General features: G+C 69.4%; 20 protein-coding genes and 3 pseudogenes. 9 read left to right on the forward strand and 14 right to left on the reverse strand.

The genetic code is table 11. From position 1 onward, the window contains the following. The first annotated feature begins 154 nt into the window (after nt 1–154). Nucleotides 155–844 carry a TetR/AcrR family transcriptional regulator gene (locus tag ACFF45_RS07255; protein ID WP_381343490.1) on the forward strand — a complete coding sequence of 230 codons (690 nt, stop codon included), beginning with the start codon at nt 155–157 and terminating at the stop codon, nt 842–844. A gap of 10 nt (nt 845–854) precedes the next feature. Here the strand turns inward: ACFF45_RS07255 and ACFF45_RS07260 are convergent, their stop codons facing one another. Together ACFF45_RS07260 and ACFF45_RS07265 are read right to left on the reverse strand one after the other, a co-directional pair. Continuing rightward, complete coding sequence (locus tag ACFF45_RS07260) at nt 855–1,211, reverse strand: 5-carboxymethyl-2-hydroxymuconate Delta-isomerase (RefSeq protein WP_381343492.1); 357 nt, start codon at nt 1,209–1,211, stop codon at nt 855–857. A gap of 57 nt (nt 1,212–1,268) precedes the next feature. Continuing rightward, a pseudogene (locus ACFF45_RS07265) lies at nt 1,269–1,572 on the reverse strand (hypothetical protein); the annotation flags it as partial. 133 nt (nt 1,573–1,705) lie between these two features. On the opposite strand from ACFF45_RS07265, the gene ACFF45_RS07270 reads away from it, so the two are divergent. The 4 genes from ACFF45_RS07270 (at nt 1,706) to murJ (ending at nt 6,533) form a co-directional block, all read left to right on the forward strand. Next, nucleotides 1,706–2,629: a DUF4158 domain-containing protein gene (locus ACFF45_RS07270; protein ID WP_381343495.1), complete on the forward strand. Its 924-nt coding sequence runs from the start codon at nt 1,706–1,708 to the stop codon at nt 2,627–2,629. After that, nucleotides 2,523–4,616, forward strand: a complete 2,094-nt coding sequence (locus tag ACFF45_RS07275; RefSeq protein WP_381343769.1) for a Tn3 family transposase — start codon at nt 2,523–2,525, stop codon at nt 4,614–4,616. Before ACFF45_RS07270 ends, ACFF45_RS07275 begins: the two co-directional genes overlap by 107 nt. Next, nucleotides 4,613–4,738: a hypothetical protein gene (locus ACFF45_RS07280; protein ID WP_381343497.1), complete on the forward strand. Its 126-nt coding sequence runs from the start codon at nt 4,613–4,615 to the stop codon at nt 4,736–4,738. Before ACFF45_RS07275 ends, ACFF45_RS07280 begins: the two co-directional genes overlap by 4 nt. 112 nt (nt 4,739–4,850) lie before the next feature. Next, nucleotides 4,851–6,533 (forward strand): murein biosynthesis integral membrane protein MurJ, encoded by a 1,683-nt coding sequence (gene murJ / locus ACFF45_RS07285; RefSeq protein WP_381343500.1) that lies wholly within the window; start codon nt 4,851–4,853, stop codon nt 6,531–6,533. A 61-nt stretch (nt 6,534–6,594) separates the two neighbouring features. Here the strand turns inward: murJ and ACFF45_RS07290 are convergent, their stop codons facing one another. The 4 genes from ACFF45_RS07290 to ACFF45_RS07300 form a co-directional block, all read right to left on the reverse strand. After that, entirely contained in the window at nt 6,595–7,686 is a 1,092-nt protein-coding gene (locus ACFF45_RS07290) for a tyrosine-type recombinase/integrase (protein WP_381343503.1), read from the reverse strand. Nucleotides 7,687–7,806: 120 nt separating this feature from the next. Beyond that, on the reverse strand, nt 7,807–8,151 hold the full coding sequence (locus tag ACFF45_RS35625; RefSeq protein WP_446697128.1) for a zinc finger domain-containing protein: 345 nt from the start codon (nt 8,149–8,151) through the stop codon (nt 7,807–7,809). A gap of 184 nt (nt 8,152–8,335) precedes the next feature. Then, complete coding sequence (locus tag ACFF45_RS07295; protein ID WP_381343506.1) at nt 8,336–9,025, reverse strand: potassium channel family protein; 690 nt, start codon at nt 9,023–9,025, stop codon at nt 8,336–8,338. After that, a complete protein-coding gene (locus tag ACFF45_RS07300; protein ID WP_381343508.1) occupies nt 9,018–10,319 on the reverse strand; it encodes a TrkH family potassium uptake protein in 1,302 nt (433 codons plus the stop codon). Before ACFF45_RS07300 ends, ACFF45_RS07295 begins: the two co-directional genes overlap by 8 nt. Nucleotides 10,320–10,553: 234 nt before the next feature. Between ACFF45_RS07300 and ACFF45_RS07305 the strand changes: the two genes are divergently transcribed. Beyond that, a complete protein-coding gene (locus ACFF45_RS07305; protein WP_381343511.1) occupies nt 10,554–10,730 on the forward strand; it encodes a hypothetical protein in 177 nt (58 codons plus the stop codon). A gap of 90 nt (nt 10,731–10,820) precedes the next feature. Here ACFF45_RS07305 and ACFF45_RS07310 read toward each other — a convergent pair whose 3' ends face one another. Next, nucleotides 10,821–11,282 carry a GbsR/MarR family transcriptional regulator gene (locus tag ACFF45_RS07310; RefSeq protein ID WP_381343514.1) on the reverse strand — a complete coding sequence of 154 codons (462 nt, stop codon included), beginning with the start codon at nt 11,280–11,282 and terminating at the stop codon, nt 10,821–10,823. Nucleotides 11,283–11,371: 89 nt separating this feature from the next. Here ACFF45_RS07310 and ACFF45_RS07315 point away from each other — a divergent pair, with 89 nt between their 5' ends. Then, nucleotides 11,372–12,298: an ABC transporter ATP-binding protein gene (locus ACFF45_RS07315; RefSeq protein ID WP_381343517.1), complete on the forward strand. Its 927-nt coding sequence runs from the start codon at nt 11,372–11,374 to the stop codon at nt 12,296–12,298. 31 nt (nt 12,299–12,329) lie between these two features. After that, nucleotides 12,330–13,169 carry an ABC transporter permease subunit gene (locus tag ACFF45_RS07320; RefSeq protein WP_381343520.1) on the forward strand — a complete coding sequence of 280 codons (840 nt, stop codon included), beginning with the start codon at nt 12,330–12,332 and terminating at the stop codon, nt 13,167–13,169. Nucleotides 13,170–13,256: 87 nt separating this feature from the next. On the opposite strand, the gene ACFF45_RS07325 is transcribed toward ACFF45_RS07320, so the two are convergent. From ACFF45_RS07325 to ACFF45_RS07335, 3 genes and pseudogenes are all read right to left on the reverse strand, one after another. Next, complete coding sequence (locus ACFF45_RS07325) at nt 13,257–14,942, reverse strand: Tn3 family transposase (RefSeq protein WP_381343523.1); 1,686 nt, start codon at nt 14,940–14,942, stop codon at nt 13,257–13,259. Between the two features lie 929 nt (nt 14,943–15,871). After that, nucleotides 15,872–16,273, reverse strand: a pseudogene (locus ACFF45_RS07330) (DUF4158 domain-containing protein); the annotation flags it as partial. A 131-nt stretch (nt 16,274–16,404) separates the two neighbouring features. Next, nucleotides 16,405–16,608 (reverse strand): annotated as a pseudogene (locus ACFF45_RS07335) (hypothetical protein); the annotation flags it as partial. A 250-nt stretch (nt 16,609–16,858) separates the two neighbouring features. Here ACFF45_RS07335 and ACFF45_RS07340 point away from each other — a divergent pair. Further along, nucleotides 16,859–17,287, forward strand: a complete 429-nt coding sequence (locus tag ACFF45_RS07340) for a nuclear transport factor 2 family protein (RefSeq protein WP_381343526.1) — start codon at nt 16,859–16,861, stop codon at nt 17,285–17,287. Nucleotides 17,288–17,420: 133 nt separating this feature from the next. Here ACFF45_RS07340 and ACFF45_RS07345 read toward each other — a convergent pair whose 3' ends face one another. From ACFF45_RS07345 to ACFF45_RS07360, 4 genes are all read right to left on the reverse strand, one after another. Continuing rightward, on the reverse strand, nt 17,421–18,806 hold the full coding sequence (locus ACFF45_RS07345) for an alpha-amylase (protein WP_381343529.1): 1,386 nt from the start codon (nt 18,804–18,806) through the stop codon (nt 17,421–17,423). 186 nt (nt 18,807–18,992) lie between these two features. After that, complete coding sequence (locus ACFF45_RS07350; RefSeq protein ID WP_381343532.1) at nt 18,993–20,675, reverse strand: glycoside hydrolase family 13 protein; 1,683 nt, start codon at nt 20,673–20,675, stop codon at nt 18,993–18,995. A gap of 168 nt (nt 20,676–20,843) precedes the next feature. Then, nucleotides 20,844–21,752, reverse strand: coding sequence for a sugar ABC transporter permease (locus ACFF45_RS07355; RefSeq protein WP_381343534.1), 909 nt, complete (start codon nt 21,750–21,752; stop codon nt 20,844–20,846). A 13-nt stretch (nt 21,753–21,765) separates the two neighbouring features. Continuing rightward, entirely contained in the window at nt 21,766–22,716 is a 951-nt protein-coding gene (locus tag ACFF45_RS07360) for a carbohydrate ABC transporter permease (RefSeq protein ID WP_381343537.1), read from the reverse strand. Nucleotides 22,717–22,764 lie beyond the last annotated feature (48 nt).

The raw sequence follows: 22,764 nt of genomic DNA on the forward strand, positions 1-22,764 counted from the left end.
CCGCACCTCAAAGCCCCCTGGACAACCCCACCCGAGCCATAACTTCACGGCCTTGGGGCTAGGGGTAGGCCAGGGGGTGTCTGGATCGTCCCGGCGTCGACCATCTGATCGGACCTGCCCGTTCACGGCCGGATCCGATCGGTAAGGTGTTCGTATGTCTACCGGGGTGCGCCGCAGAATGGGTGTCGAGGAGCGGCGGCAGCAGCTGATCGGCGTCGCCCTCGAACTGTTCAGCCGCCGCTCCCCCGACGAGGTCTCGATCGACGAGATAGCGTCCGCGGCGGGCATCTCCCGCCCGCTGGTCTACCACTACTTCCCCGGCAAACTCAGCCTGTACGAGGCGGCGTTGCAGCGGGCGGCGGACGATCTGGCGGGCCGGTTCGCCGAACCGCACGAGGGTCCCCTCGGCGCCCGGCTGCTGCGCGTGATGCGCCGCTTCTTCGACTTCGTGGACGACCACGGCCCCGGTTTCTCGGCGTTGATGCGCGGTGGCCCCGCCGTCGGTTCCTCCCGGACGAACGCGCTGGTCGACTCCGTGCGGCAGGCCGCGTACGACCAGATCCTGTCGCACCTCGGCGTGGTGGAGGCGCCCGCGCGGCTGGAACTGGTCGTCCGGTCGTGGATCTCGCTCACCGAGTCGACGGCGTTGCTCTGGCTGGACGGCCGGCGGATCCCGCGGGCCGAGCTGGAGCGCCAGCTCGTGCACGACTTCGCGGCGCTGGCGGCCGTCGGCGCGGCCCACGACGAGGAGCTGGCGGCGCTGATGCGCCGGGCCCTCAAGGACGAGCGGTCCGACGGGCCGTTCAGCGATCTGGTGACCCGGCTGCTGGCGCTGGCCTCCTGAACCGCCCCGGTCAGGTGTCGAACTGCCGGTAGGACGGGTCGAGGTCCCGCACCTCGGCCGAGGCGTGCAGGGCCAGGCCCGCGGCGGGCTTGACGTACTGCCGCAGCAGCTCCAGTACGGCCTCGGCGAGCCGGGTCTTGGTCTCGTCGGTGCGGCCGGCCAGCAGTGCCAGCGTCACGTGCACCACGGCGTGGCCCTCGGCGTCCGGGCCGACCGTGGTGTCCTCGCTCCGGCGGAACCGCGTCTTGCAGGCCGGGGGCTTGGCGGCCGCGATCTCCACCACGGTGGCGTGCAGCGCCTGCGCGAACCCCGGCCGGTCGAAGTCCTGCGCCAGCTGCTCCGAGTAGTCGACGGTGATCTGCGGCATGGGTGCTCCTGTTCTCGGGCGGACAGGAGCACCCTAGTGCCGCGGCGGCCGTCAGCCGGCCCGGGTGAAGTCCCGGACGTACAGCTCCTGGGTCTGGGCGTCCTTCAGCGGCACGGCCTCCGGCTCGGCGTACGTCGGCCAGCCGGCGGGCTTGACGACGTGTCGCCGAGGTCGACGACCAGGCTGCGCTCGGCGTCGGCGGTCAGCGCGAGGGAGTAGGGGTCGGCGACCTTGTTGGTGACGGCCTGGCGGACGCTGGGCGCCCACACCGTCACGGCGTACCGGTGGGGCCCGCCCTTCCACGAGCTCGGGCCGGTGACGGACCGGACGCCGGTGGCGGGTCGCGCCGCATCCGCACGGTGGAGGCCCTGTTCTCGTATAGCTACGGCGAACGGACATGTAGCGCTGTGTGACTGCTGTGGCCGTCGTTTCCCCTCGCCTGGCGCCTCGTTGAGCTGAACGAGTGATCTCGGGCGTGGGGCGAGGAGTACGGGGTGCGGCAGGACTGGGAGCCGGAGGACCTGATCGAGGTCTGGACGCTGCTGGAAGACGACATGAAGCGGGTGCGGAACAAGTCCGGGGCGACTCGGCTCGGGTTCGCGCTGCTGCTCAAGTTTTTCGAGGCGGAGGCCCGGTTCCCCGAGTCGGCCCAGGAGGTACCGACCGCCGCGGTGGAGTACGTAGCCCAGCAGGTCAAGGTTCCCGCAGAGGCGTGGGCGGACTACGACTGGCAGAGCAAGGCGATCCAGCGACACCGGGGCGAGATCCGGGCGGCGTACGGGTTCCGGGCGAACACCGAGGAGGACCAGGACCGGCTGGCCGCGTGGTTGGCTACCGAGCTGTGTCCGGTGGAGCTGTCCCGTGACCGGCTCGCGGCAGCCGTGGTGGCACGGTGCCGTAATGACCATATCGAGCCGCTGGCGCCCGGGCAGGTGCGGCGGTTGGTGGGCAAGGCGATCAAGGACTTCGAGAAGCGGTTCTCTCGCAGCACGCTGGACCGGCTCAGTCACACGACCCGATCGCGGCTGGAAGATCTGATCGCGGGTGACGGCACCGAGCACGGCGCGGACGGCGAGGGCGCGGTGGCTGGGGGCGGGCGGTCGCACTTCACCGAGTTGAAGACGGACCCTGGCGCCCCGGGCCTGGAGAGCCTGCTTGCGGAGGTGAACAAGCTGGAGCGGGTGCGGCGGCTGGACCTGCCCGCGGACCTGTTCGCGGACGTGTCGGAGAAGCTGGTGGACGCCTGGCGGGCCCGTGCGTCGAAGGCCGGCGAACCTGGAGCGGATGAAGCCGCCGCGGCGGCTGACGCTGCTGGCCACGCTGTGCCATGTCCGGCAGACGGAGATCACCGACTCGCTGGTGGATTTGTTCATCCAGCTCGTACTGAAGATCAACACCCGCGCGGAGCGGAAGGTTGAGAAGGAGCTGGGGGCGGAGCTGAAGAAGGTCCGCGGCAAGGAGGCGATGCTGCTGCGGGTCGCGGAGGCGGCCTTGTCGGAGCCGTCCGGCACGGTGCGGCGGGTGATCTTCCCGGTGGTCGGCGGGGAGAAGACGCTCAAGGCGCTGGCGGCAGAGGCCGCGGCGAACGAGGCCCGCTACAAGGCGCGGGTGCGTACCGTGCTGCGGTCGTCGTACTCGGCGCACTGGCGGCGGATGCTCGCGCCGCTGCTGAAGGCGCTGGAGCTGAAGTGCAACAACACCGCCTACCGGCCGGTGATGGACGCGATCGACCTGCTGGGGCGGTACCTGAAGCAGCCGCTGAAGGAGGGCGCGTTCTTCGACCCGGCGGAGACGGTGCCGCTGGACGGGGTGGTCCCGGAGCAGTGGCGGGCGGCGGTCGTGGACGACAAGGGTCGTGTCGAGCGCATCCCGTACGAGCTGTGCGTGCTGGTCAGCTTGCGGGACGCGCTGCGACGGCGGGAGATCTGGGTCGTGGGCGCCAACCGGTGGCGTAATCCGGAGGACGATCTGCCCGCCGACTTCGAGGACAACCGAGACGTCCACTACGCCGCCCTGGGCCAGCCGCAGGACGCCGGCGAATTCATCACCGCTCTCCAGAGCAAGCTGCGGGCGTCGCTGGACCGCTTCGAGCAGGCCCTGGCCGAGGGCACCACGGGCGGGGTCGCGATCGTCAAGAAGCACGGCGAGCCGTGGATCAGGGTCTCTCCGCGCGGCAAGCAGGAGGAGCCTGAGTCCCTGGTGGCGATCAAGGCGGAGATCGAGCGGCGCTGGGGCACGATCGACCTGCTGGACATCTTGAAGTACGCCGAGTTCGACACGGACTTCATCGCCGAGTTCACCTCGGTCGCCACCCGCGAGAATCTGTCCAAGGACGTGCTGCGGCGCCGGCTGCTGCTGGTGCTGTTCGGGCTCGGCACCAACATGGGCATCAAGCGGGTCGCGGTGACGGGCAAGCACGGTGAGTCCGAGGCGACACTGCGCAGGGTGCGGCACCTGTTCATCAACCGGGCCAACATGCGCGCCGCGCTGGTGAAGCTGGTGAACGCCACCTTCGCTGCCCGCGACGAGATGTGGTGGGGTACCGGCACCGCGTGCGCGTCCGACAGCCGCAAGTTCGGGGCCTGGTCCTCGAACCTGATGACCGAGTGGCACCAGCGCTACCGGGGCCCCGGCGTGATGATCTACTGGCACGTCGAGCGGAAGTCGGTGTGCATCTACTCGCAACTCAAGTCCTGCTCGGCCTCCGAGGTCGCCTCGATGATCGAGGGCGTGCTGCGGCACTGCACCGACATGGAGGTGGACCGGCAGTACACCGACACCCACGGTGCGTCCATCGTCGGCTTCGCCTTCGCCCACATGCTCGACTTCAAGCTGATGCCGCGGCTGAAGAACATCGGCTCCGCCCGGCTGTACCGGCCGGCCCCCGGGGAGGACGACAACTGGCCGAACCTCGCCCCGGTGCTCTCCACCAAGACGATCAACTGGGACCTGATCCGCCAGCAGTACGACCAGATCGTGAAGTACACCACCGCTCTGCGGCTGGGCACCGCCGAGGCCGAGCAGGTCCTGCGCCGCTTCACCCGCGGCGGCCCCAAGCACCCCACCTACCAGGCGATCGAGGAACTAGGGAGGGCGGTACGTACGGCGTTCGTGTGCGACTACCTCGCCGACGTCGAGCTGCGCCAGGAGATCCACGAGGGCTTGCAGGTCGTGGAGAACTGGAACAGCGCGAACAAGGACCTCTTCTACGGCAAGGACGGCGACCTGGCAGGTGCGGACAAGGAGTCCCAGGAGGTGTCCATGCTCGCCCTTCACCTGCTCCAGTCCGCTCTCGTGCACGTCAACACGCTGCTGATGCAGCAGTCCTTGCCGACCCGAAGTGGGCCGACAAGCTCACCGACGCCGACCGGCGGGCCCTGTCCCCGCTGTTCTGGACGCACGTGAACCCCTACGGCAGGTTCGAGCTGGACATGAACAGCCGCCTGGAGCTGGACCTGGCCACCACGGCCAAGGCGGTTCCCGGCCCGCGCCACCCCGAGAGTGAGAGCGCGACGGACCCCGCGTGAGCGGGCCGGGCGGGTGTGCCGCTCCAGGGAGCGGACGGACGCCTGCCGGGACCGCGCGAGCAGTGAGGTGCGCGAATTGGGGGCGTGGGATCTTGGGGCATAGGTTGACGCCATGGTGGAGGGGGCGAACTCCGCGGCGCAGACCATGCCGCAGGAGCAGCAGACAAGGGGGCGGCATGCCGCCCGGCGGAAGAAGGACAAGGGCGGGCTGGCTCGTTCGTCGTTGTTGATGGCTATTGGCACGGTGGTGTCGCGGGCGACGGGGCTGATCCGTCAGGTGCTGCAGGCCGCGGCTCTGGGAACGGGCCTGCTGGCCAGTACGTACAACACGGCGAACACCGTGCCGACGAGCCTGTACACGCTGCTGATCGGCGGCGCGCTCAATGCTGTGCTGGTGCCGCAGCTGGTGCGGGCCCGGGCCACGGAGCCCGATGGCGGGCGGGCCTACGAGCAGCGTCTGGTCACGCTCGTGGTGTGCGTGTTGGGCGTGGGAACGGCGCTGGCGGTATGGGCGGCGCCGCAGATCGTGGGCCTGTACATGCGGGACACCCCGGACAGTCACGAGGCGTTCGAGCTGACGGTGACGTTCGCCCGGTTCCTGCTGCCGCAGATCTTCTTCTACGGCCTGTTCAGCATCTACGGGCAGGTGCTGAACGCACGTGAGAAGTTCGGCGCGATGATGTGGACCCCGGTGCTGAACAACGTCGTGCTGGTCGGCATGTTCGCCGCCTATCTGGGGCTGATGACGGTGCCTGACCGGGTGGAGGACATCACCGCCGGCCAGGTGCGGCTGCTGGGGATCGGGACGACAGCGGGCATCGCCGTCCAAGCCCTGGCGCTGATCCCGTTCGCGCGGGCGGCCGGCTTCCGGTTCCGGCCGCGGTTCGACTGGCGGGGCACCGGCCTGGGCAAGAGCGTGCACGCAGCGAAGTGGACACTGCTGTTCGTCCTGGCCAACCAGGTCGCCCTGACGGTGGTCACGAACTACGCCAACGCCGCCGACCAGGAGCTGCCGCAGGCCGGCGCGGGCTACTCGGCCTACACCTATGCGCAGACCATCTGGATGCTGCCGCAGTCGATCGTGACGGTGTCCCTGGTGACGGCGCTGCTGCCGCGCATGAGCCGGGCCGTCGCCGAGGGACGCATTCCGGATCTGCGCGCGGACCTGTCCCGGGCGCTGCGGATCAGCGGGGTGGTCATCGTGCCCGCCGCCTTCCTCTTCCTCGCCCTGGGGCCCCAGATCTCTTCGCTGCTGTTCGCCCACGGAGCAGCCGATGCCGCCTCAGCCCGCCCACTGGGCTACATGCTGCAGGCGTTCGGGCTCGGGCTCATCCCGTTCTCCGCGCAGTACCTGCTGCTGCGCGGCTTCTACGCCTTCGAGGACACCCGCACCCCGTTCTTCATGGCGGCCTGGATCGCAGGCGTGAACATCGCCCTGGCCACGGCCTGCCATCTGCTGCTGCCCGCCCGCTGGTCGGTGGTCGGCATGGCCGGGGCCTACACCCTCTCCTATGTGGCCGGTCTCGCACTCACCGCCTACCTGCTGCGCAAGAAGATGGGGGGCCGGATCGACGATGGCGGTCTGCGCCGCACCTACGTGAAGCTGCTGTGCGCCGCGGGCCCGGCTGCCGGGCTGGGCTGGGCCGCAGCGCGTGCGTGTGCTGGCCTGGGAGAGGGAACGTGGCCCACTGCTGTCGCCTTGGGTGCCGGGGCGCTCGCGACAGCCCTGGGCTACCTCCTTGTTGCCCGGTTGCTGAAGGTCAACGAGCTCCGTCGTCTGCCCGGGATGCGTTGAGTCCAGGCGAACGATGGAAGGGGGCGGGTAAGAACGCCGCCACTGGCCGCCAACATGGGTGTTACGTCCGGCGACGTGCGGCGGGGTCGCGCTCGGCGACGTGTCGGGCGACTGCGTCGACGCCGGGGCGGGCGTATCGCTCCAGGGAGCGGACGGAGGCGTGGCGGGAGCGGGCCAGCAGCATCGGGGTGGACGTACCGTCCTCGGCGTCGTGTGTGAGGGCACTGTGGCGGAGCCGGTGGAGCGTCCAGCCGTCCAGTTCCTCGATGTCCTCGGGCGAGGCGAGCGGGTTGGCCAGCAGGCGGGTGTTCTCCTCGAAGATCTCTTCGGCCCGGCGGTAGGAGAGCCGGGCCCGGCCGGTCTCCGGGCACACGTCGAGCGTCGGTGTCCCGGCCGGGGCCTTGCGGTCGGTGAGGAACAGCGGGCCGCGCGTACGGCGGGCGATGAGGCGGGGCATACGGCGGGCGATGAGGCGGGGCAGCAGTTGGGCGGTGCCGGACTGCCAGTGGATCCACTCGGTCGCCCCGCCCTTGGCGGTGATCTTCCCGCGCTTGTCCTGCGGGTAGAGGTCCTCCACGTTCAGGCACAGCACCTCGTCGGCGCGGGCCGCGGACTCGTAAAGCATCTTCCAGAACGTCTTCTCCCGTAGGGCGACGTCCAGGCGCCACAGGGCGGCGATCTGGTTCTCGGCCAGGGACTTGGTGCGGTCGGGCGGTGCCGGCCTCCGCTCGATGCCGATCGTCGGGTCGCAGGTGATCCAGCCCTGGCGCTGCCACCAGCCGATCGCCTTGCGTGCGATGGACAGTTCGCGGTTGACGGTGTCGGCGTCCATCTCGTCCGCCCGCGCCGCCGCCAGTTCGGCCAGCACTTCCGGCAGCGCCGGGTCGTCGATCGAAGTGATGGGGAAGACGGGCGGCTTCGCGCCTCGGCGGGCCGGGCCGGTCGGCGCCGCCTCGCCTGCGAGCATCCACCCCCATGTCGTCAGCGAGATCCGGTAGATCCGTGCGGAGGACTTCGCGATGCCCGCGCCGGTGAGGTACCGCTCGACCGCCGCGGTGTACGACGAGGGCGGGGCGGACAGCGGCACGACCCGGGCGCGTGGCAGTCGGAGCGCGCCCCCGCCTGGGAGTTCGGTCACCGGTTCGATCGCCACGCTTGCTCCGCCCTTCCGATATTGCCGCAGTAAATGCGTACACCTCGCCTACGGTGGCCGGAGAGCCCGCCGCAGGTCGCGATGATCACGGTAGGGGCTCCGTCGCAGTAAATCCGGCATTTACTGCGACACCACCCTGGCGGGCCGTGAGCGGCCGGTAGTTCGATAAACCGACAGGGAAGCGGGATGGCCGCTACCGCCAACGGCTGTACCACCGTCCCTCACGCCGGCCAGGCCCCGAGCATCACGTAGCGCTACATGTCCGTTCGCCGTAGCTATGCGAGAACAGGGCCTTTTCAGCCGGGGCACCAGGGTGAAACGGCGGGTGTGGTAGGCGGAGGCGACCGCGCCGCCGCGCGAGCGGCAGGGCGAGCCGGGCTGGGCGTCGCACTTCGGACAGGCGTGCTGTTCGACGTCTTCGGCGTCCGACCGATCGGTTGGGCAGGGCTGCTGAGGGACCGTCATGGGTCTGGATTTTCGCACAATGCAAGTCTCAGAAGGGGGCCCATCCCGCTTTTGAGTAAGAACGGGTTCTGAGAACGGATTCGGGATCGGCGAGGGTCCTGTGGCCCGTTCTCGATCTTGCTCGCGCAAAGGAACGTTCGTGAGAACAGCGGAGATCTGCGGACCGTTGTCTGCCGGGCCGGTCTTACTGGAGTTCGCTGAAGCGTTCGGTTGCTCGGGTGCGCCCGGCGATGATGATGGTGTCGTCTGCTTCCACGACAGTTTCGGGAGTGGCGTAGGTGAAGTCTTCGCCGGGGCGTTTGATGGCGACGACGGTGATGCCGTAACGGGTGCGGACGGCGCTGTTGGACAGGGGAAGGCCGATGATGTCGGCCGGCGGGTTGGTCTTGACCATGGCGAAGTCGTCCTCGAACTCGATGTAGTCGAGCATCCGGCCCCGTACCAGGTGGGCGACCCGCTGCCCCATGTCGTGCTCGGGGTAGACGACGTGGTGGGCACCGAGCTGGGTGAGGATGCGGCCGTGGGCCTCGCTGGTCGCCTTGGCCCAGACGTCGTCGATGCCGAAGGAGATCAGCAGCGAGGCGGTGAGGATGCTGGCCTCCAGGTCGGTGCCGATGGCGACGACGGCCCGCTCGAACTCGTGGACACCCAGCTGGCGCAGGGCGTCCTCCTTGGTGGAGTCGGCCCGCACGACATGGGTGAGGGACCCGGAAAGGGCCTGGACGACTTCGGCGTTCTCATCGATGCCGAGGACTTCGGTGTCCTCGTCGACGAGTTCCAGGGCCAGGGCACGGCCGAAGCGGCCCAGGCCGATCACGACCACGGAGCCCTCCGGGCCGCTGCGCCGCTTCCTGGGGCTGGGTTTCCTAGCCAATGACGGGTCGCTCCTCAGGAAGGTCGTACAGGCGGACGCGGCTGCGCAGGGCGAGCGCGGAGGCGACGGTGATGGGGCCGAGCCGGCCGATGAACATCAGCACGACCAGCAGCAGCTGCAAGCCCGGGTGCAGGCCGGCGGTGATCCCGGTGGACAGACCGACGGTGGCGAAGGCGGAGGTGGTCTCGAACAGCGACTGGTCCAGGCTGTGGTCGGTGAAGACCACGAAGGCCAGGGTGGAGACGGCGACGGCGGCCACGGACAGCAGTACGACGGTCAGTGCCTGGCGCTGTAGGTCACCGTGCAGGCGGCGGTGGAAGATGTTGACCGCTCCCTCGCCACGGATTTCGGCGTATATGACAAAGAACAGCACGGCGAAGGTGGTGACCTTGATACCTCCCGCGGTGCCGGCGCTGGCCCCGCCGACGAACATCAGCACATCCGTGCCCAGCCAGCTCGCAGGATTCATCTGAGAGGTGTCGATGCTGTTGAACCCGGCGGTGCGCGGCATCACGCCCTGGAAGAACCCGGCCAGCAGCTTCCCGGGGGCGTCCATGGGGCCCAGGGTGGCCGGGTTGGACCATTCGATCGCGGTGATGAAGGCGCTGCCGCCGACCAGGAAGATCCCGGAGGCCCACAGCACGATCTTGGTGTGCAGGGACCAGGACCACGGCCGGTGCCAGCGGCGGCGCAGCTCGAACAGGACCGGGAAGCCCAGTCCGCCGGCGATGACCGCCAGCGCGATGGGCAAGCAGACCCAGGGGTCGGTCGCGAAGCCCATCAGGTTGTCGGAGTAGAGCGCGAATCCGGCGTTGTTGAATGCCGATACGGCGTGGAAGACGCCCAGCCACACCGACCGCGGCCACGGCTCGTCATAGGCGGTGGCGAACCGCAGGGCCAGCACCAGGGCGGTGACCGCCTCCAGCAGCAGGCTGACCTTGACCACACCGGTCACGACCGAGCGGACGTCGCCCAGCCCCAGGGTCTTGGTCTCCGCGGCGGCCGTCAGACGCGCTTTGAGGCCGATACGGTGGGAGACCAGCAGGACCAGCAGGGAGGCGAAGGTCATGATGCCGAAGCCGCCCACCTGGATGAGCGCCAGGATCACCGCCTGCCCGAAACCGCTCCAGTAGGCGGGGGTGTCCACCACGATCAGACCGGTCACACATACCGCGGACGTGGCGGTGAACAACGCGTCCACCGCGCCCGCACCGCCCGGCCCCGCTTTGGCGACCGGCAGCATCAGCAGACCGGTTCCGGCCGCGACAGCCGTGGCGAAGCCGGCCACGACCACCTGCGCCGGATGCCGAAGCCGCGGCCACCGACGCGTCACCACCACAAGCCCTCCGCTGCGCGGACAGGCACCACGATCGTTCGCACTGGAAGACGATAGACAACATCCACACCGTTCCCGGCACCGGGCTCTGCCGTGTGTCCTTTGTCGCCTCTAGGCTTGCGCCATGCGCCTACGGAACAGCACTCAACCGCGTCTTCCTCACTGGTCCGTACCGGGCTTCCAGGCAAGCGGGTGAAAGACTCCGGGCTGGGCCGTGCCCGGGACATGCGGCGCATCGAGCACGGCCTGTTCCTGGCCGCTGGGGTTCTGGTCATCGCCGGTGCCCTCAGTGACTCGTTGTGGGTCCTGGGTGTCGGGGCGTGGGCCCTGATCGCCGCCGGCCTGATCGAGATGATCTATCGGCCGTGAGAATCGCCGCTGGTCGGCGCACGCGGCGCCTGCCCCTGAGCCATTGCTCAAAGGCAGGTGACCGGGGCTGAGTGCCCCGTGCCGGGCGGGTCAGAGGCGTTGTCTTTCGGTCTGCCAGCGCTCCACCAGGGCGGGCAGCTCACGGAACATGAAGCCGTAGAAGTCGCGCATCTCCGTCAGGCGCCGCGCGGCGGGAGTGTCGGCGTCGGCGGCGGCGATGCCCTGGTCTGCGGCCTCAAACATGGCTTGCACCACGCTGTTCTGCGCCGACATTAGGGTGGCCCAGGCTCCTTCGCGGAGCCGGTAGTGCTCGCGACGGCTGCCGGGAGCCGGCACCCTCTCGATCAGTCCGACGGTGGACAGCATCTTAACGGCCCCCGAGACCGACCCGGAGCTGATACCCAGCCCCTCAGCCAGTTCGGGAGCGGTGACACTGTCGGTGTCGGCGAACAGCAGAGCCGCAAGCACCCGGGCGGTCGCCTTCTGCAGGCCCCCCTGGCTCAGCGTCAGGGCCATCTGCTCGGCGGCTTCGGTGGTGTATGCCAAGGCCATCCCTCTCATGCTCGATCCACAACGATCCTACACTCCTCAGAGTCTTCAAAGTTCTCTGAAACCTTTGATAGTTTTGGGTCATGAACACGGTGATCGAGCTGTCCGAGCTCACCAAGAACTACGGATCCCGACGAGGACTCACCGAACTGTCCCTGCAGGTGAACGCCGGCGAGGTGCTTGGCTACCTGGGGCCCAACGGGGCCGGCAAGTCCACCACCATCCGGCTGATGCTGGGCTTCATCCGTCCCACCTCGGGCGTTCTGCGGGTACTGGGAGTGGACCCGCGCGCCGACGCGGACGACGTGCATCGCCGGATCGGCTACCTGGCCGGCGACTTCCTGGTCGACAGCCGTCAGCGAGCGGGAGAGTGCCTGGCCTTCCTGGGCAACCTCCGCGGCGGCGTACCGGCGCAACGGATCGGCGAGCTGGCCGACCGGCTGGAGCTTGACCTGTCCGCCCGGATCAAGAGCCTGTCCAAAGGCAACCGGCAGAAAGTCGGCCTGGTCCAGGCATTCATGCATCGCCCCGAGCTGCTGATCCTGGACGAACCTACCTCCGGGCTGGACCCCCTGATGCAGCAAACGTTCCTGGAGATGGTCACCGAGGCCCGGGATCATGGCCAGACGGTGTTCATGTCCAGCCACATCATGAACGAGGTCGAATCGGTCGCCGACCGCGTGGCCATCATCCGCGACGGCCGCCTGATCGCCACCGATACCGTCGCCGGACTGCGCGCCCGATCACTCCTGCGAGTGCAGATCGAGTTCGCCGCCCCGGTCGCCCCCGAGGAATTCGCCGCCCTGCCCGGCATCACCGACCTCACCCTGACCAGCACCGCGCAAGGCGCCCTGCTCACCTGCCGCCTGGACGGCAGCCCCGACGCGCTGGTCAAGGCCGCCGCCCGGCACACCATCAACGCGCTGCGCGCCGACAACCAGGACCTGGAAGAGCTGTTCCACGCCTACTACACCGGCGAACACTCTGCCCAGGACGCGGAGACAAACCCCATCGCCTGACCCCCTCCCGCTGCGCTCGACAGGATGTGACATGACAACCGATGCCGTCTCCCTCCCCACCCTGCCCGGAACCTCCGGCCCCTCCCGCGCCTTCAGCCGCTCGGTATACGCCAAGACCCTGTTCGACAACCGGCGCGTCCTGGCCGTCTGGGCGCTGGCCACCGGCCTGCTGGCGATGGCCTATGCCGGCTTCTACCCGCAGCTGACAGCGAATGCCGCCGACAGCGTGCCCGAGGCGATGCGCGGGTTCGGCTTCGACGACCTGACCTCGGCCGCCGGCTACCTGCAAGGCGCGGTGTTCGGGCTGCTGGTGCCGCTGCTGGCCACCTTCTACGGAGCCGCCACAGGCGCCCGGATGATCTCGGCCGATGAGGAGTCGGGCTACCTGGACCTGCTGCTGGCCCACCCGATCAGCCGTACACAGCTCCTCCTGCACCGCATCGCTGCGCTGGCGACGGGGGCAGTGCTGATCGCCACCGCGGTACTGGGCGCCATGCTGACTGTCCGCACCAGCGCGAAACTGGACTCGGTCCCCGTGGCAGGCTTCACGGCGCAAGCCGTCAACCTGGCACTGCTGGCACTGGTCTTCGGAGCGCTCGCCACAGCAATCGGAGCGGCTACCGGCAAGGGCCGGGCCACCGTATTCGGCGTCACCGCCGGAGCGGGCGTGTTGGCATACGCGCTCCATGGCTTCGCACCTCAGACCGGCGCCGACTGGCTGCGTCATCTCACACCGTTCCACTACTACATCGGCGGCGAACCGCTGAGGAACGGCTTCCAACTCGCTGACGTAGGCGTCCTGACCGCCACCACCGCCGTGCTCGTCGCACTGGGAGCATGGCGATTCAGCCGCCGCGACATCGGCCGCTGAAGGGAAACCGTCTCCACAGCCATCCCTGAAGTCACCGACCTCTCAGCAGGCACCGACGCCAGGCTTGCCACAGCCTTCAGGACAACGTCACGGCGTGCCGCCCACCCTCCCAGACGCGGTGCGGGGGCCAATGACAGTGGTCGCCTCGGTGGCGACGAGGTCGAGGTGAGAGTTCATGTCCAGCTCGAACCGACCGTAGGGGTTCACGTGGGTCCAGAACAGCGGTGACAGTGCCCGCCGGTCGGCGTCGGTGAGCCTGATCTGCCACTTCTCCTCGCTCAGGATGTCCTGGAGCAGCAGGGTGTTGACGTGCACCAATGCGGACTGGAGCAGGTGCAGGGCGAGCATGGAGACCTCCTGGGACTCCTTGTCGGAGCCGGTCAGGTCGCCGTCCTTGCCGTAGAACAGGTCGTGGTTGGCGCTGTTCCAGTTCTCCACGACTTGGAGCCCGTCGTTGATCTCGCGCCGCAGCTCTGCGTCGGCGAGGTAGTCGCAGATAAACGCCGTACGTACCGCCCGCCCGAGTTCCTCGATCGCCCGGTAGGTGGGGTGCTTGGGCCCGCCGCGGGTGAAGCGGCGCAGGACCTGCTCGGCCTCGGAGGTGCCCAGGCGCAGGGCGGTGGTGTACTTCACGATCTGGTCGTACTGCTGGCGGATCAGGTCCCAGTCGATCGTCTTGGTCGACAGGACCGGCGCCAGGTGCGGCCACTTCTCGTCCTCCCCGGCCGCCGGCCGGTACAGGCGGGCCGAGCCGACGTTCTTTAGCCGGGGCAGCAGGTTGAAGCCGAGCATGTGGGCGAAGGCGAACCCGACGATGGAGGCGCCGTGCGTGTCGGTGTACTGCCGGTCGATCTCCACGTCCGTGCAGTGCCGCAGCACTCCCTCGATCATCGCGGCGACCTCGGAGGCCGAGCAGGACTTGAGCTGGCTGTAGACGCACAGCGACTTCTTCTCGACGTGCCAGTAGATCATCACGCCGGGCCCGCGGTAGCGCTGGTGCCACTCGGTCATGAAGTTCGAGCTCCAGGAGCCGAACTTTTTGGAGTCGCTCGCGCAGGCGGTGCCCTCGCCCCACCACGCCTGATCGCGGGCGGCGAAGGTGGCGTTGACCAGCCGCACCAGCGCCGCGCGCATGTTGGTCCGGTTGACGAACAGGTGCCGCACCCGACGCAGGACGGCCTCGCTCTCGCCGTGCTTGCCGGTGACCGCGACCCGCTTGATGCCCATGTTCGTGCCCAGCGCGAACAGCACCAGCAGCAGCCGGCGCCGCAGCACCGCCTTCGGGACCGCCTCGCGCGTGGCGACCGAGGTGAACTCGCCGGTGAAGCCGGTGGCGAACTCGGCCTCCTTGAGGATGTCGATCAGGTCGATGGTGCCCCAGCGGCGTTCGATCTCCGCCTTCAGCGCGACGAGGTTCTCCGGCTCCTCCTGCTTGCCCAGCGGCGAGACCTTGATCCACGGCTCGCCGTGTCTCTTGACGATGTCCACCCCGCCCGTAGTGCCCAGCTCCAGCGCCGTGTCGAAGCGGGTCAGGGCCTCGCGCAGCCTCTTCTGAAGGGCCTCGATGAACTTCTCCGGGTCCTGCGGTTGGCGGATCGCGTCGTAGTGCACATCGCGGTTGTCCTCGAAGTCCGGCGGCAGATCGTCCTCCGGGTTCTGCCACCGGTTCGCTCCCGGCACCCAGATCTCCCGCCGCCGCAGCGCGTCCCGCAGCGCCACGAGCACGCACAGCTCGTACGGGATGCGCTTGACCCGGCCGCGCTCATCCACCACCGCCTTGCGCCACTCCTCGCGCACCACCCCCGCCAGCGGGTCTTCTCCGCCTCGTCGAAGAACGCCCCCTCCTTCGCGATGGGCTGGTCCAGATACCGCTTGAGCAGGTCGATCGCGTCCATCACCGGCCGGTAGGCCGTGTTGTTGCACTTCAGCTCCAGCGCGTTCAGCAGCGGCGAGAGCATCCGCCGCCAGTGGTTCGAGTACGACGAACGCAGCACCGTACGCACCCGGGCCCGGTAGCGTGCCTCGTTCGCCGCGGCCTCCGCCGCCAGCGCCTTCAGCGTGGACTCCCCGGCCACCGGATAGATCACCTTGCGGACCGTGCCGCCCGGCTCCGCGACCGCCGCCTCCGCCAGCCGCAGCAGGATGCCCTCCTTGCCACGGACCCGCTTGAGCTCCTTGGTGAACTCGCCCTCGACCTTCTTCTCCGTCCGCGTGTTGATCTTCTGAACGAGCTGGATGAACACCTCCACCAGCGAGTCGGTGATCTCCGTCTCCCGCACATGGCACAGCGTCGACAGCAGCGTGTACCGCACCGGCCCGGCCGCCGCCCGCAGGTCCGAGGGGTACTCCTTCGCCGCCCGCGCCCGCCAGGCCGCCACCAGCTTCCCCGACACGTCCCCGAACAGCTCCGGCGGAAGCTGAAGCCCGCGCACCCGCTGGAGCTTGTTCACCTCCGCCAGCAGGCTGTCCAGCCCCAACGCGCCCGGGTCCGCCTTCAACTCGGTGAAGAACGTGCCCCCACCGCCCGCGCTCTCCTCGTCCGTGCCGGCGTCCTCGGCGATCAGGTCGTCCAGCCGGGACCGGGTCGCCGCCGACAACCGGCCCACCGTGGCCGCGCAGAACCGTTCCTCGAAGGTGCTGACCGCCTTGCCCACCAGCCGGGCGACCTGCCCTGGGGCCGGCGGCTCCAGCCGGTCCTTGCGGCAGCGGGCCACCACCGCCTCCGCGAGCCGGTCCCGGTTCAGCTCCACCCCGCACAGCTCGACCGCCAGCCACTCGGCGAGCTGGGCCTGGTCCTCCTCGGTGCACTCACGGAAACCGAACGCGCCTCGGATCTCCATCCGGTGCCGCTTGATCGCCCGCCCCGACCAGTCATACGCGGCCCACTCCTCCGCCGCCACCCTCACCTGCTGAGCGACGTACGACACCGCTGGCGCCGGGATCTCCCCGGCGTGCTCCGGGAACCGGGCCTCCACCTCGAAGAACTTCAGCAACAGCGCGAAACCCAACCGGTTCGCCCCCGACTTGTTCCGCAGCCGCTCCTGATCCTCCTCCAGCAGCGTCCAGACCTCGATCAGGTCCTCCGGCTCCCACTCCTGCCGCACCCCGGGCTCCTTCCGGTCGTCTCGACCGGACCAACCTCGCCGAGCACAACCCCCGATGACCCCAGAAGATCAAAAACGCTGACAAGTACACCCCAGATCCGCTACAGAGAGCTACTTGTCACTTCGCCGTAGCTTCGGGAGAACAGAGCCGTGGAGGCGTCGAGCTCCAGGGTCACGTTCTGCGCGGTGGGCGCCCAGACGGAGAGCGTCGGGCGGCCGTGGTGGAACGGCGGCCCGAGGCCGGCCTTCGTCCCGTCGTGCGGATCGTCCAGGACGCCCGCGATCTGCACGCCGGTCGCCGCGAGGACCGCGCCGTGCGCCGTGCGCCGGGCGGCCCCTGCCCCGCGGCACGGCTCCGGCGCCGGGCGCCGGGCGCCGGGCGCGACCGTATCGCCGCCGAAAGGTACAGCAAGAGGGGTGAAACACATAGCAAGAAGTTTTCAGAGGTCTGGGCGACGGCCCGAGCAGCAGCCCGAACGACGGCCCGAGGGATGCTAATCAAGTTTGACTAGTCAGGGAACGGCGGTGTACGTTCCTCGCCGCGGTCGCTGGACGGACCGTCACCCCGCGGCGAAGGAGTTCCGTATGACCCTGCTGCCCGACACGGGCTACACCCCCACCGCCGACGACCGCACGAGCCTGGACGCCTGGTTCGCGGAGTACGACGCGGCGAGCGGCCGGCGCGACGTGGAGCGCATGGCGGACCTGGCGGTGTTCCCGCTCAACCTCGTGAGCGACGACTCCGCGGGCGCCGGCCGGTCGGCGCAGTGGGACCGGGAGCAGTTCGTCGCCACCATGACCCGGGTGATGGGCGAGGGGGACCAGGACATCGCCTTCGAGTCCACCCGGACCCCGGTGTTCCTGTCCGCCTCGATGGCCGTGGTCTTCACGGACTCGACCATGACCGTGGACGGCCGCCGGGAGCGGCTGCGGTACGCCGACGTCCTGCTCCGGCGGGACGGGAGGTGGGCGTTCCAGACCATGGTGCAGGGCGGCTGGGGAGACGGCCTGTAGCGCCGGCCGCCGGGAACGGTCCCGCGCGTGAGTACCCGCACTCGGCGGGCGGGCCGGGCGGCCCGCGACACGGCGCGGCGAGGGGCGGCCGCCGTCCGGCCGCCCCTCGCCGCGCCTCGTGCCGTCCCGCCGGTCAGCAGCTCGGCCTGCCCGCGTGGATCGCCAGCGCGGTGTGGCCGCCCAGGGTCGCGGTGAACTGGCCGGAGCCGTTCACCGTCACCGTGGTGTTGTTCTGGACGTTGCAGTACGTCCCCGCCGGCAGCGAGGTCTGGTAGGTGCGGGTCAGCGAACCGGCCTCGTGGTTGATCGCCACGTAGCCCCTGCCGCCCCGGCCGAAGGCGATCGCGTCGCCGCCGTTGTCCCACCAGTCGGTCACCGCCGCGCCCCGCGTGGCGTTGCGGAAGGCGACCATGCGCTGGATCTCCGGCCAGGCGTGCTGGCACTTCCAGCCGTCCTGCCAGCAGGCGTCGACCCGGCCGCCGTTGGGCGGGCCGGCGTCGCGGTCGGAGAACTCGTAGCCCGAGTTGATGTCGGGCGCGCCGTAGGGCCAGGCCAGCATGAAGACGTTCGCCAGGGTGTAGGTGGCGCCGTCCTTGTAGCTCAGGGTGGAGCCGTTGCGCTCGGTGTCGTGGTTGTCGACGAAGACACCGGCGACGCCGCTGCTCAGGTAGCCCCAGCCCGCGCCGTGGTTCTTGAGGTGGGCGAGGTTCTCGTTGGTGAACACGCGCTTGAGGTCGTAGGCGTAGCGGAACTCCTGGACGTCCCCGTGGCCGGTGTACTCCGCCGGCTGGACCGCCTCTCCGCTGCCGTGGATGACCTCCTGCTTCCAGTAGACGGACGGATCGCTCAGGCGGGACTTGATGTCCGCCAGGTCGGCCGACGGGATGTGCTTGGCCGCGTCGACGCGGAAGCCGTCGACGCCGAGGGAGAGCAGGTCGTTCAGGTGCTGCGCGACGGCCGAGCGGACGTAGTCCTCACCGGTGTCCAGGTCGGCGAGGCCGACCAGTTCGCAGTTCTGGACGTTCGCCCGGTCCTGGTAATTGCTGATGTGCGCCGTGCAGTCGTCGAAGTCGTACGACGAGTACAGCCCGGGGTAGGTGTACTTGCCGTACGACGAGCCGCCGGTGCCGGTGCCGCCGCCGGCCGACATGTGGTTGACGACGGCGTCGACGACGACCTTCACTCCGGCCGCGTGACAGGTGTTGACCATGTTCTGGAAGGCGGTGCGGTCGCCCAGGCGGCCGGCGATCTTGTAGCTGACCGGCTGGTACGAGGTCCACCACTGGGCGCCCGGTATGTGCTCGGCGGGCGGGGAGACCTGCACGTAGCCGTAGCCGGCGGGGCCGAGGGCGGTCGTGCACTCGCGGGCGACCGAGGCGAAGTTCCACTCGAACAGGACGGCGGTGACGTCCTTGGTGCCGGGCGGCGAGGCCTGCACTTCGGTCGGGTGCATGACAAATCCGGCGACAGTGGCGGCGGCTGCGAGGGCGGCCGCCCAGGGGAGGGTACTGCGAGCCATGGGGGGGTTCCTTCACCGTTGAAGGTCCTTGCTGGAAACTTTCCACCACCTTGCGGTGACGGAGATGGTAGAGGCCCGCCGCCCGAAAGGGCAGCGGGCCGGACCGAGGTGTGTGCACGATCTTGCGAGAGGGCGGTCAGGCGGCCTCCGGAGACGGCTCCCGGGTGCGGCCCTCGACGGCGGTCGTCAGGAAGCCGTCGTCCACCACACCGTGGTGTCGGCCGGCACCTTCGCCTCGCCGTCCGCCTCGCTCACCTCACCGCTGGCGAGCAGCAGACGGCCGTGGGCCGGGATCGTCACCGACTCCCCGCCGGTGTTCGCCACGCACACGAACTCCCCGCGCCGGAAGGCCAGCACGCCCTCGGGCGCCTTGAGCCACTCCACCGCGTCGCCCGCGCCGAGGTCGGGCTGCGCGCGCCGCGCGGCGAGCGCGGCCCGGTACAGCTCCAGCGTCGAACCGGCCACCCCCTGCTGCGCCGCCACGCTCAGCTCGCCCCACGCCGGCGGCTGCGGCAGCCAGCTGCCCCCGCTGCCGAAGCCGTACGACGACCCGGTGCGGGTCCACGGGATCGGCACCCGGCAGCCGTCGCGAAAGCCGTCCTGGCCCGCGCCACGGAAGTACGCCGGGTCCTGGCGCACCTCGTCCGGCAGGTCGACGACGTCCGGCAGGCCCAGCTCCTCGCCCTGGTAGAGGTAGGCCGAGCCGGGCAGCGCCAGCATCAGCAGCGTGGCCGCGCGGGCCCGCCGCAGGCCCAGCTCGCGGTCGCCGGCCTCGCGGATCTGCGTGCCCAGACCGGGCGGGTTGGCGAACCGGGTGGCGTGCCGGGTGACGTCGTGGTTGGACAGCACCCAGGTGGCGGGGGCGCCGACCGGGCGCATGGCGTCCAGGGTGCGGTCGATGACCGCGCGCAGCTCCTCGGCGTCCCAGTGGGTGCTCAGGTACTGGAAGTTGAACGCCTGGTGCAGCTCGTCCGGGCGGACGTAGTTCGCGGTGCGCTCGACGGTCGGCGTCCAGGCCTCGGCGACGAAGATCCGCTCGCCCGAGTACTCGTCGAGGATCAGCCGCCACTGCCGGTAGATCTCGTGCACGCCGTCCTGGTCGAAGAACGGCATGACGTCGTTGCCCAGCAGTTTCAGCTGCTCGTGGGAGCCGAGGTCCGGCAGGCCCTCGGCCTTCACCATGCCGTGCGCCACGTCGATGCGGAAACCGTCGACGCCCATGTCGAGCCAGAAGCGCAGGATCGAGCGGAACTCGTCGCCGACCGCCGGGTGCTCCCAGTTGAAGTCGGGCTGCTCGGGCGCGAACAGGTGCAGGTACCACTCGCCGGGGGTGCCGTCCGGTTCGGTCACCCGCGTCCACGCGGGCCCGCCGAAGATGGACTCCCAGTCGTTGGGCGGCAGTGCGCCGTGCTTCCCCTTGCCGGGGCGGAAGTGGTAGCGCTCCCGCAGCGGGGAGCCGGGGCCCTCGGCGAGGGCGCGCTTGAACCACTCGTGCTGGTCCGAGGAGTGGTTGGGCACCAGGTCGACGATGATCCGCAGGCCCAGCCCGTGCGCGTCGCGGATCAGCGCGTCGGCGTCCAGGAGGTTGCCGAACATGGGGTCGACGGCCCGGTAGTCGGCGACGTCGTAGCCGGCGTCGGCCTGCGGGGAGGCGTAGAAGGGGCTGAGCCACACGGCGTCCACCCCGAGGTCGCGCAGGTACGGGAGGCGGGAGCGTACGCCTTCCAGGTCGCCCATGCCGTCGCCGTTGCTGTCGGCGAAGCTGCGCGGATAGACCTGGTAGATCACCGCGTCGCGCCACCAGTCGCGGCGCTTGGTGACGGTGGCGACGGCGGAGTTCGGTGCCGGGTCGGCAGTGTGCTGGCTCATGGCGTCCTTGATGGGTAACCGGTGGGGCCGAGTAGAGGTCGTGCAGGCGTGGGGGCGGCGCGGGGGCGTGCGGGCGGGGTACGAGGCGGCCGCGGTGGCAGCGGGGCCGGACGGGCACCGCGGCCGCCACCCGCGCGGACAGGGCGCGGGGGTCTTCCCGGGGCGGCGTCAGCCCTTGGTGCCGCCCGCGGTGAGTCCGGTCACCAGGTTCTTCTGTACGAGGTAGAAGAACGCGGAGACCGGTATCGCGATGAGTACCGCGGCCGCGGCCATCAGATTGCGCTGGGCGTCGTGCTCGCTGACGAAGGTCTGCAGACCGACCGCGAACGTGTACTTCCCGTCGTCCAGCAGGAACGTGGTGGCGAAGGCGACCTCGCCGAAGGCGGTGATGAAGCTGTAGAACGCGGCCACCGCCAGGCCCGGCTGGGCCAGCGGCAGGATCAGCCGCACGAAGGTGCCGAACGGGGAGAGCCCGTCGACCCGGCCGGCCTCGTCGATCTCGAAGGGGATGGTGTCGAAGTACCCCTTGAGCAGCCAGGCGCAGTACGGCACGGCCGTCGAGCAGTAGACCAGGATCAGACCGAGGTAGGTGTCGATGAGCCGGAGCTCCGACAGGATCTGGTACATCGGCACGATCAGCACGGCGATCGGGAACATCTGGGTGACCAGCAGCACCCACATGAACGTGCGGTAGCCGGGGAAGCGCATCCGGGACACCGCGTAGCCGGTGGTGGCGGCGATGAGCACGCCGATCACCGTGGTGCCCAGGGAGACGACCAGCGAGCTCTTGAGCCACTCGAAGAAGTTCGTCTCCGACAGCACGAACGCGTAGTTGTCGAACGTCATCTTCCCCCAGATGCGTCCGGGGTGCAGGTAGTCGTCCTTGTCCGGGCCCAGGGAGAGAAAGACCAGCCAGGCGATCGGGATCAGGGCGATCAGGCTGGCGACGGTCAGGGCGCCGTGCGCGGCGAGGGTCCCGGCGAGGCCGCGCTCGCCGCGCCGGCGCACCGTGCGCGGCGCTGCGGGGCCGGCGGCCCGGTCCGCGGCGGCGGACTGCTGAACGGTCGTGGTGCTCATGGGAACTCCTGCCTCAGATCGCGGGCCGCTGCTCATCGCGGTTCAGCCAGCGGCGGTGGACGGAGGTGAAGACGATCAGGACGGCCAGCAGCAGCATGCCGTAGGCGGCGGACTGCGCGAAGTCGCGCGGCTGCTGTCCGAAGCCGAGGTAGTACGCCCAGGTGACGAGGATCTGGGCATCCGGCGCAGTGGAGCCGAACAGCAGGAAGATCACCGCGAACTGGTTGAAGGTCCAGATCACCCCGAGCAGCACGACGGTGGCGCTGACCGACCGCAGACCGGGCAGGGTGACGTACCGGAAGCGCTGCCAGGCGTTCGCGCCGTCCATCTCCGCGGCCTCGTAGAGGGTGGAGTCGATGGACTGCAGGCCGCCGAGCAGCGAGACCATCATGAACGGCACACCGCACCAGGTGTTCACCATGATCGCGGCGAACCGCTGCCAGAAGGTGTCCTCCAGCCACAGCGGGGCCGGCAGGTGCAGGCTTTCCAGGGCGGTGTTGACGACGCCGCCGTCGGCGAGCAGGAAACGCCAGCCGAAGACGGTGACGAAGGTGGGCGCGGCCCACGGCAGGACCATGATCAGCCGGTAGACGGTGCGGCCGCGCAGCTTCTGGTCGAGCAGCAGGGCGAGGCCGAGCCCGATGGAGAAGTGCAGGCCGACACAGGCGGCCGTCCACACGATCGTCCAGATGAAGTGCGACCAGAACCGGTCGTAGGCGGTCTCACCCCACAGGATGTCGGCGTAGTTGTCGAAGCCGATGAACCGGTAGGTGGCCTCGATCTCGTTGACGCCGATCGTGCGTGCCGTGTTGAGGCTGTTGGCGTCCGTGAGCGTCAGGTGGAAACCGTACGCCAGCGGATACAGCACGAGGACGCCGAGCACGACGATCACGGGGGCGATCATCGCGTAGGCGTACCAGTGCTTCTGGTAGCTGCGCCTCAGGCGCTGGACGGCGACCGTCATGGTTCGACAACCTTCGTGTGGTCTGCGGATCAAGGGGCACGGCGCACA

The organism is Streptomyces cinereospinus, from assembly GCF_042430725.1.
GTDB classification, from domain to species: Bacteria; Actinomycetota; Actinomycetes; order Streptomycetales; family Streptomycetaceae; genus Streptomyces; species Streptomyces cinereospinus.

What these genes read in the sequence shown, in the direction of transcription:
- ACFF45_RS07255 (WP_381343490.1), top strand. Translation starts at nt 155, where the DNA reads ATGTCTACCGGGGTGCGCCGCAGAATGGGTGTCGAGGAGCGGCGGCAG.
- ACFF45_RS07260 (WP_381343492.1), bottom strand. Translation starts at nt 1,211, where the DNA reads ATGCCGCAGATCACCGTCGACTACTCGGAGCAGCTGGCGCAGGACTTC.
- murJ (WP_381343500.1), top strand. Translation starts at nt 4,851, where the DNA reads ATGGTGGAGGGGGCGAACTCCGCGGCGCAGACCATGCCGCAGGAGCAG.
- ACFF45_RS35625 (WP_446697128.1), bottom strand. Translation starts at nt 8,151, where the DNA reads ATGACGGTCCCTCAGCAGCCCTGCCCAACCGATCGGTCGGACGCCGAA.
- ACFF45_RS07310 (WP_381343514.1), bottom strand. Translation starts at nt 11,282, where the DNA reads ATGGCCTTGGCATACACCACCGAAGCCGCCGAGCAGATGGCCCTGACG.
- ACFF45_RS07320 (WP_381343520.1), top strand. Translation starts at nt 12,330, where the DNA reads ATGACAACCGATGCCGTCTCCCTCCCCACCCTGCCCGGAACCTCCGGC.
- ACFF45_RS07340 (WP_381343526.1), top strand. Translation starts at nt 16,859, where the DNA reads ATGACCCTGCTGCCCGACACGGGCTACACCCCCACCGCCGACGACCGC.
- ACFF45_RS07345 (WP_381343529.1), bottom strand. Translation starts at nt 18,806, where the DNA reads ATGGCTCGCAGTACCCTCCCCTGGGCGGCCGCCCTCGCAGCCGCCGCC.
- ACFF45_RS07350 (WP_381343532.1), bottom strand. Translation starts at nt 20,675, where the DNA reads ATGAGCCAGCACACTGCCGACCCGGCACCGAACTCCGCCGTCGCCACC.
- ACFF45_RS07355 (WP_381343534.1), bottom strand. Translation starts at nt 21,752, where the DNA reads ATGAGCACCACGACCGTTCAGCAGTCCGCCGCCGCGGACCGGGCCGCC.
- ACFF45_RS07360 (WP_381343537.1), bottom strand. Translation starts at nt 22,716, where the DNA reads ATGACGGTCGCCGTCCAGCGCCTGAGGCGCAGCTACCAGAAGCACTGG.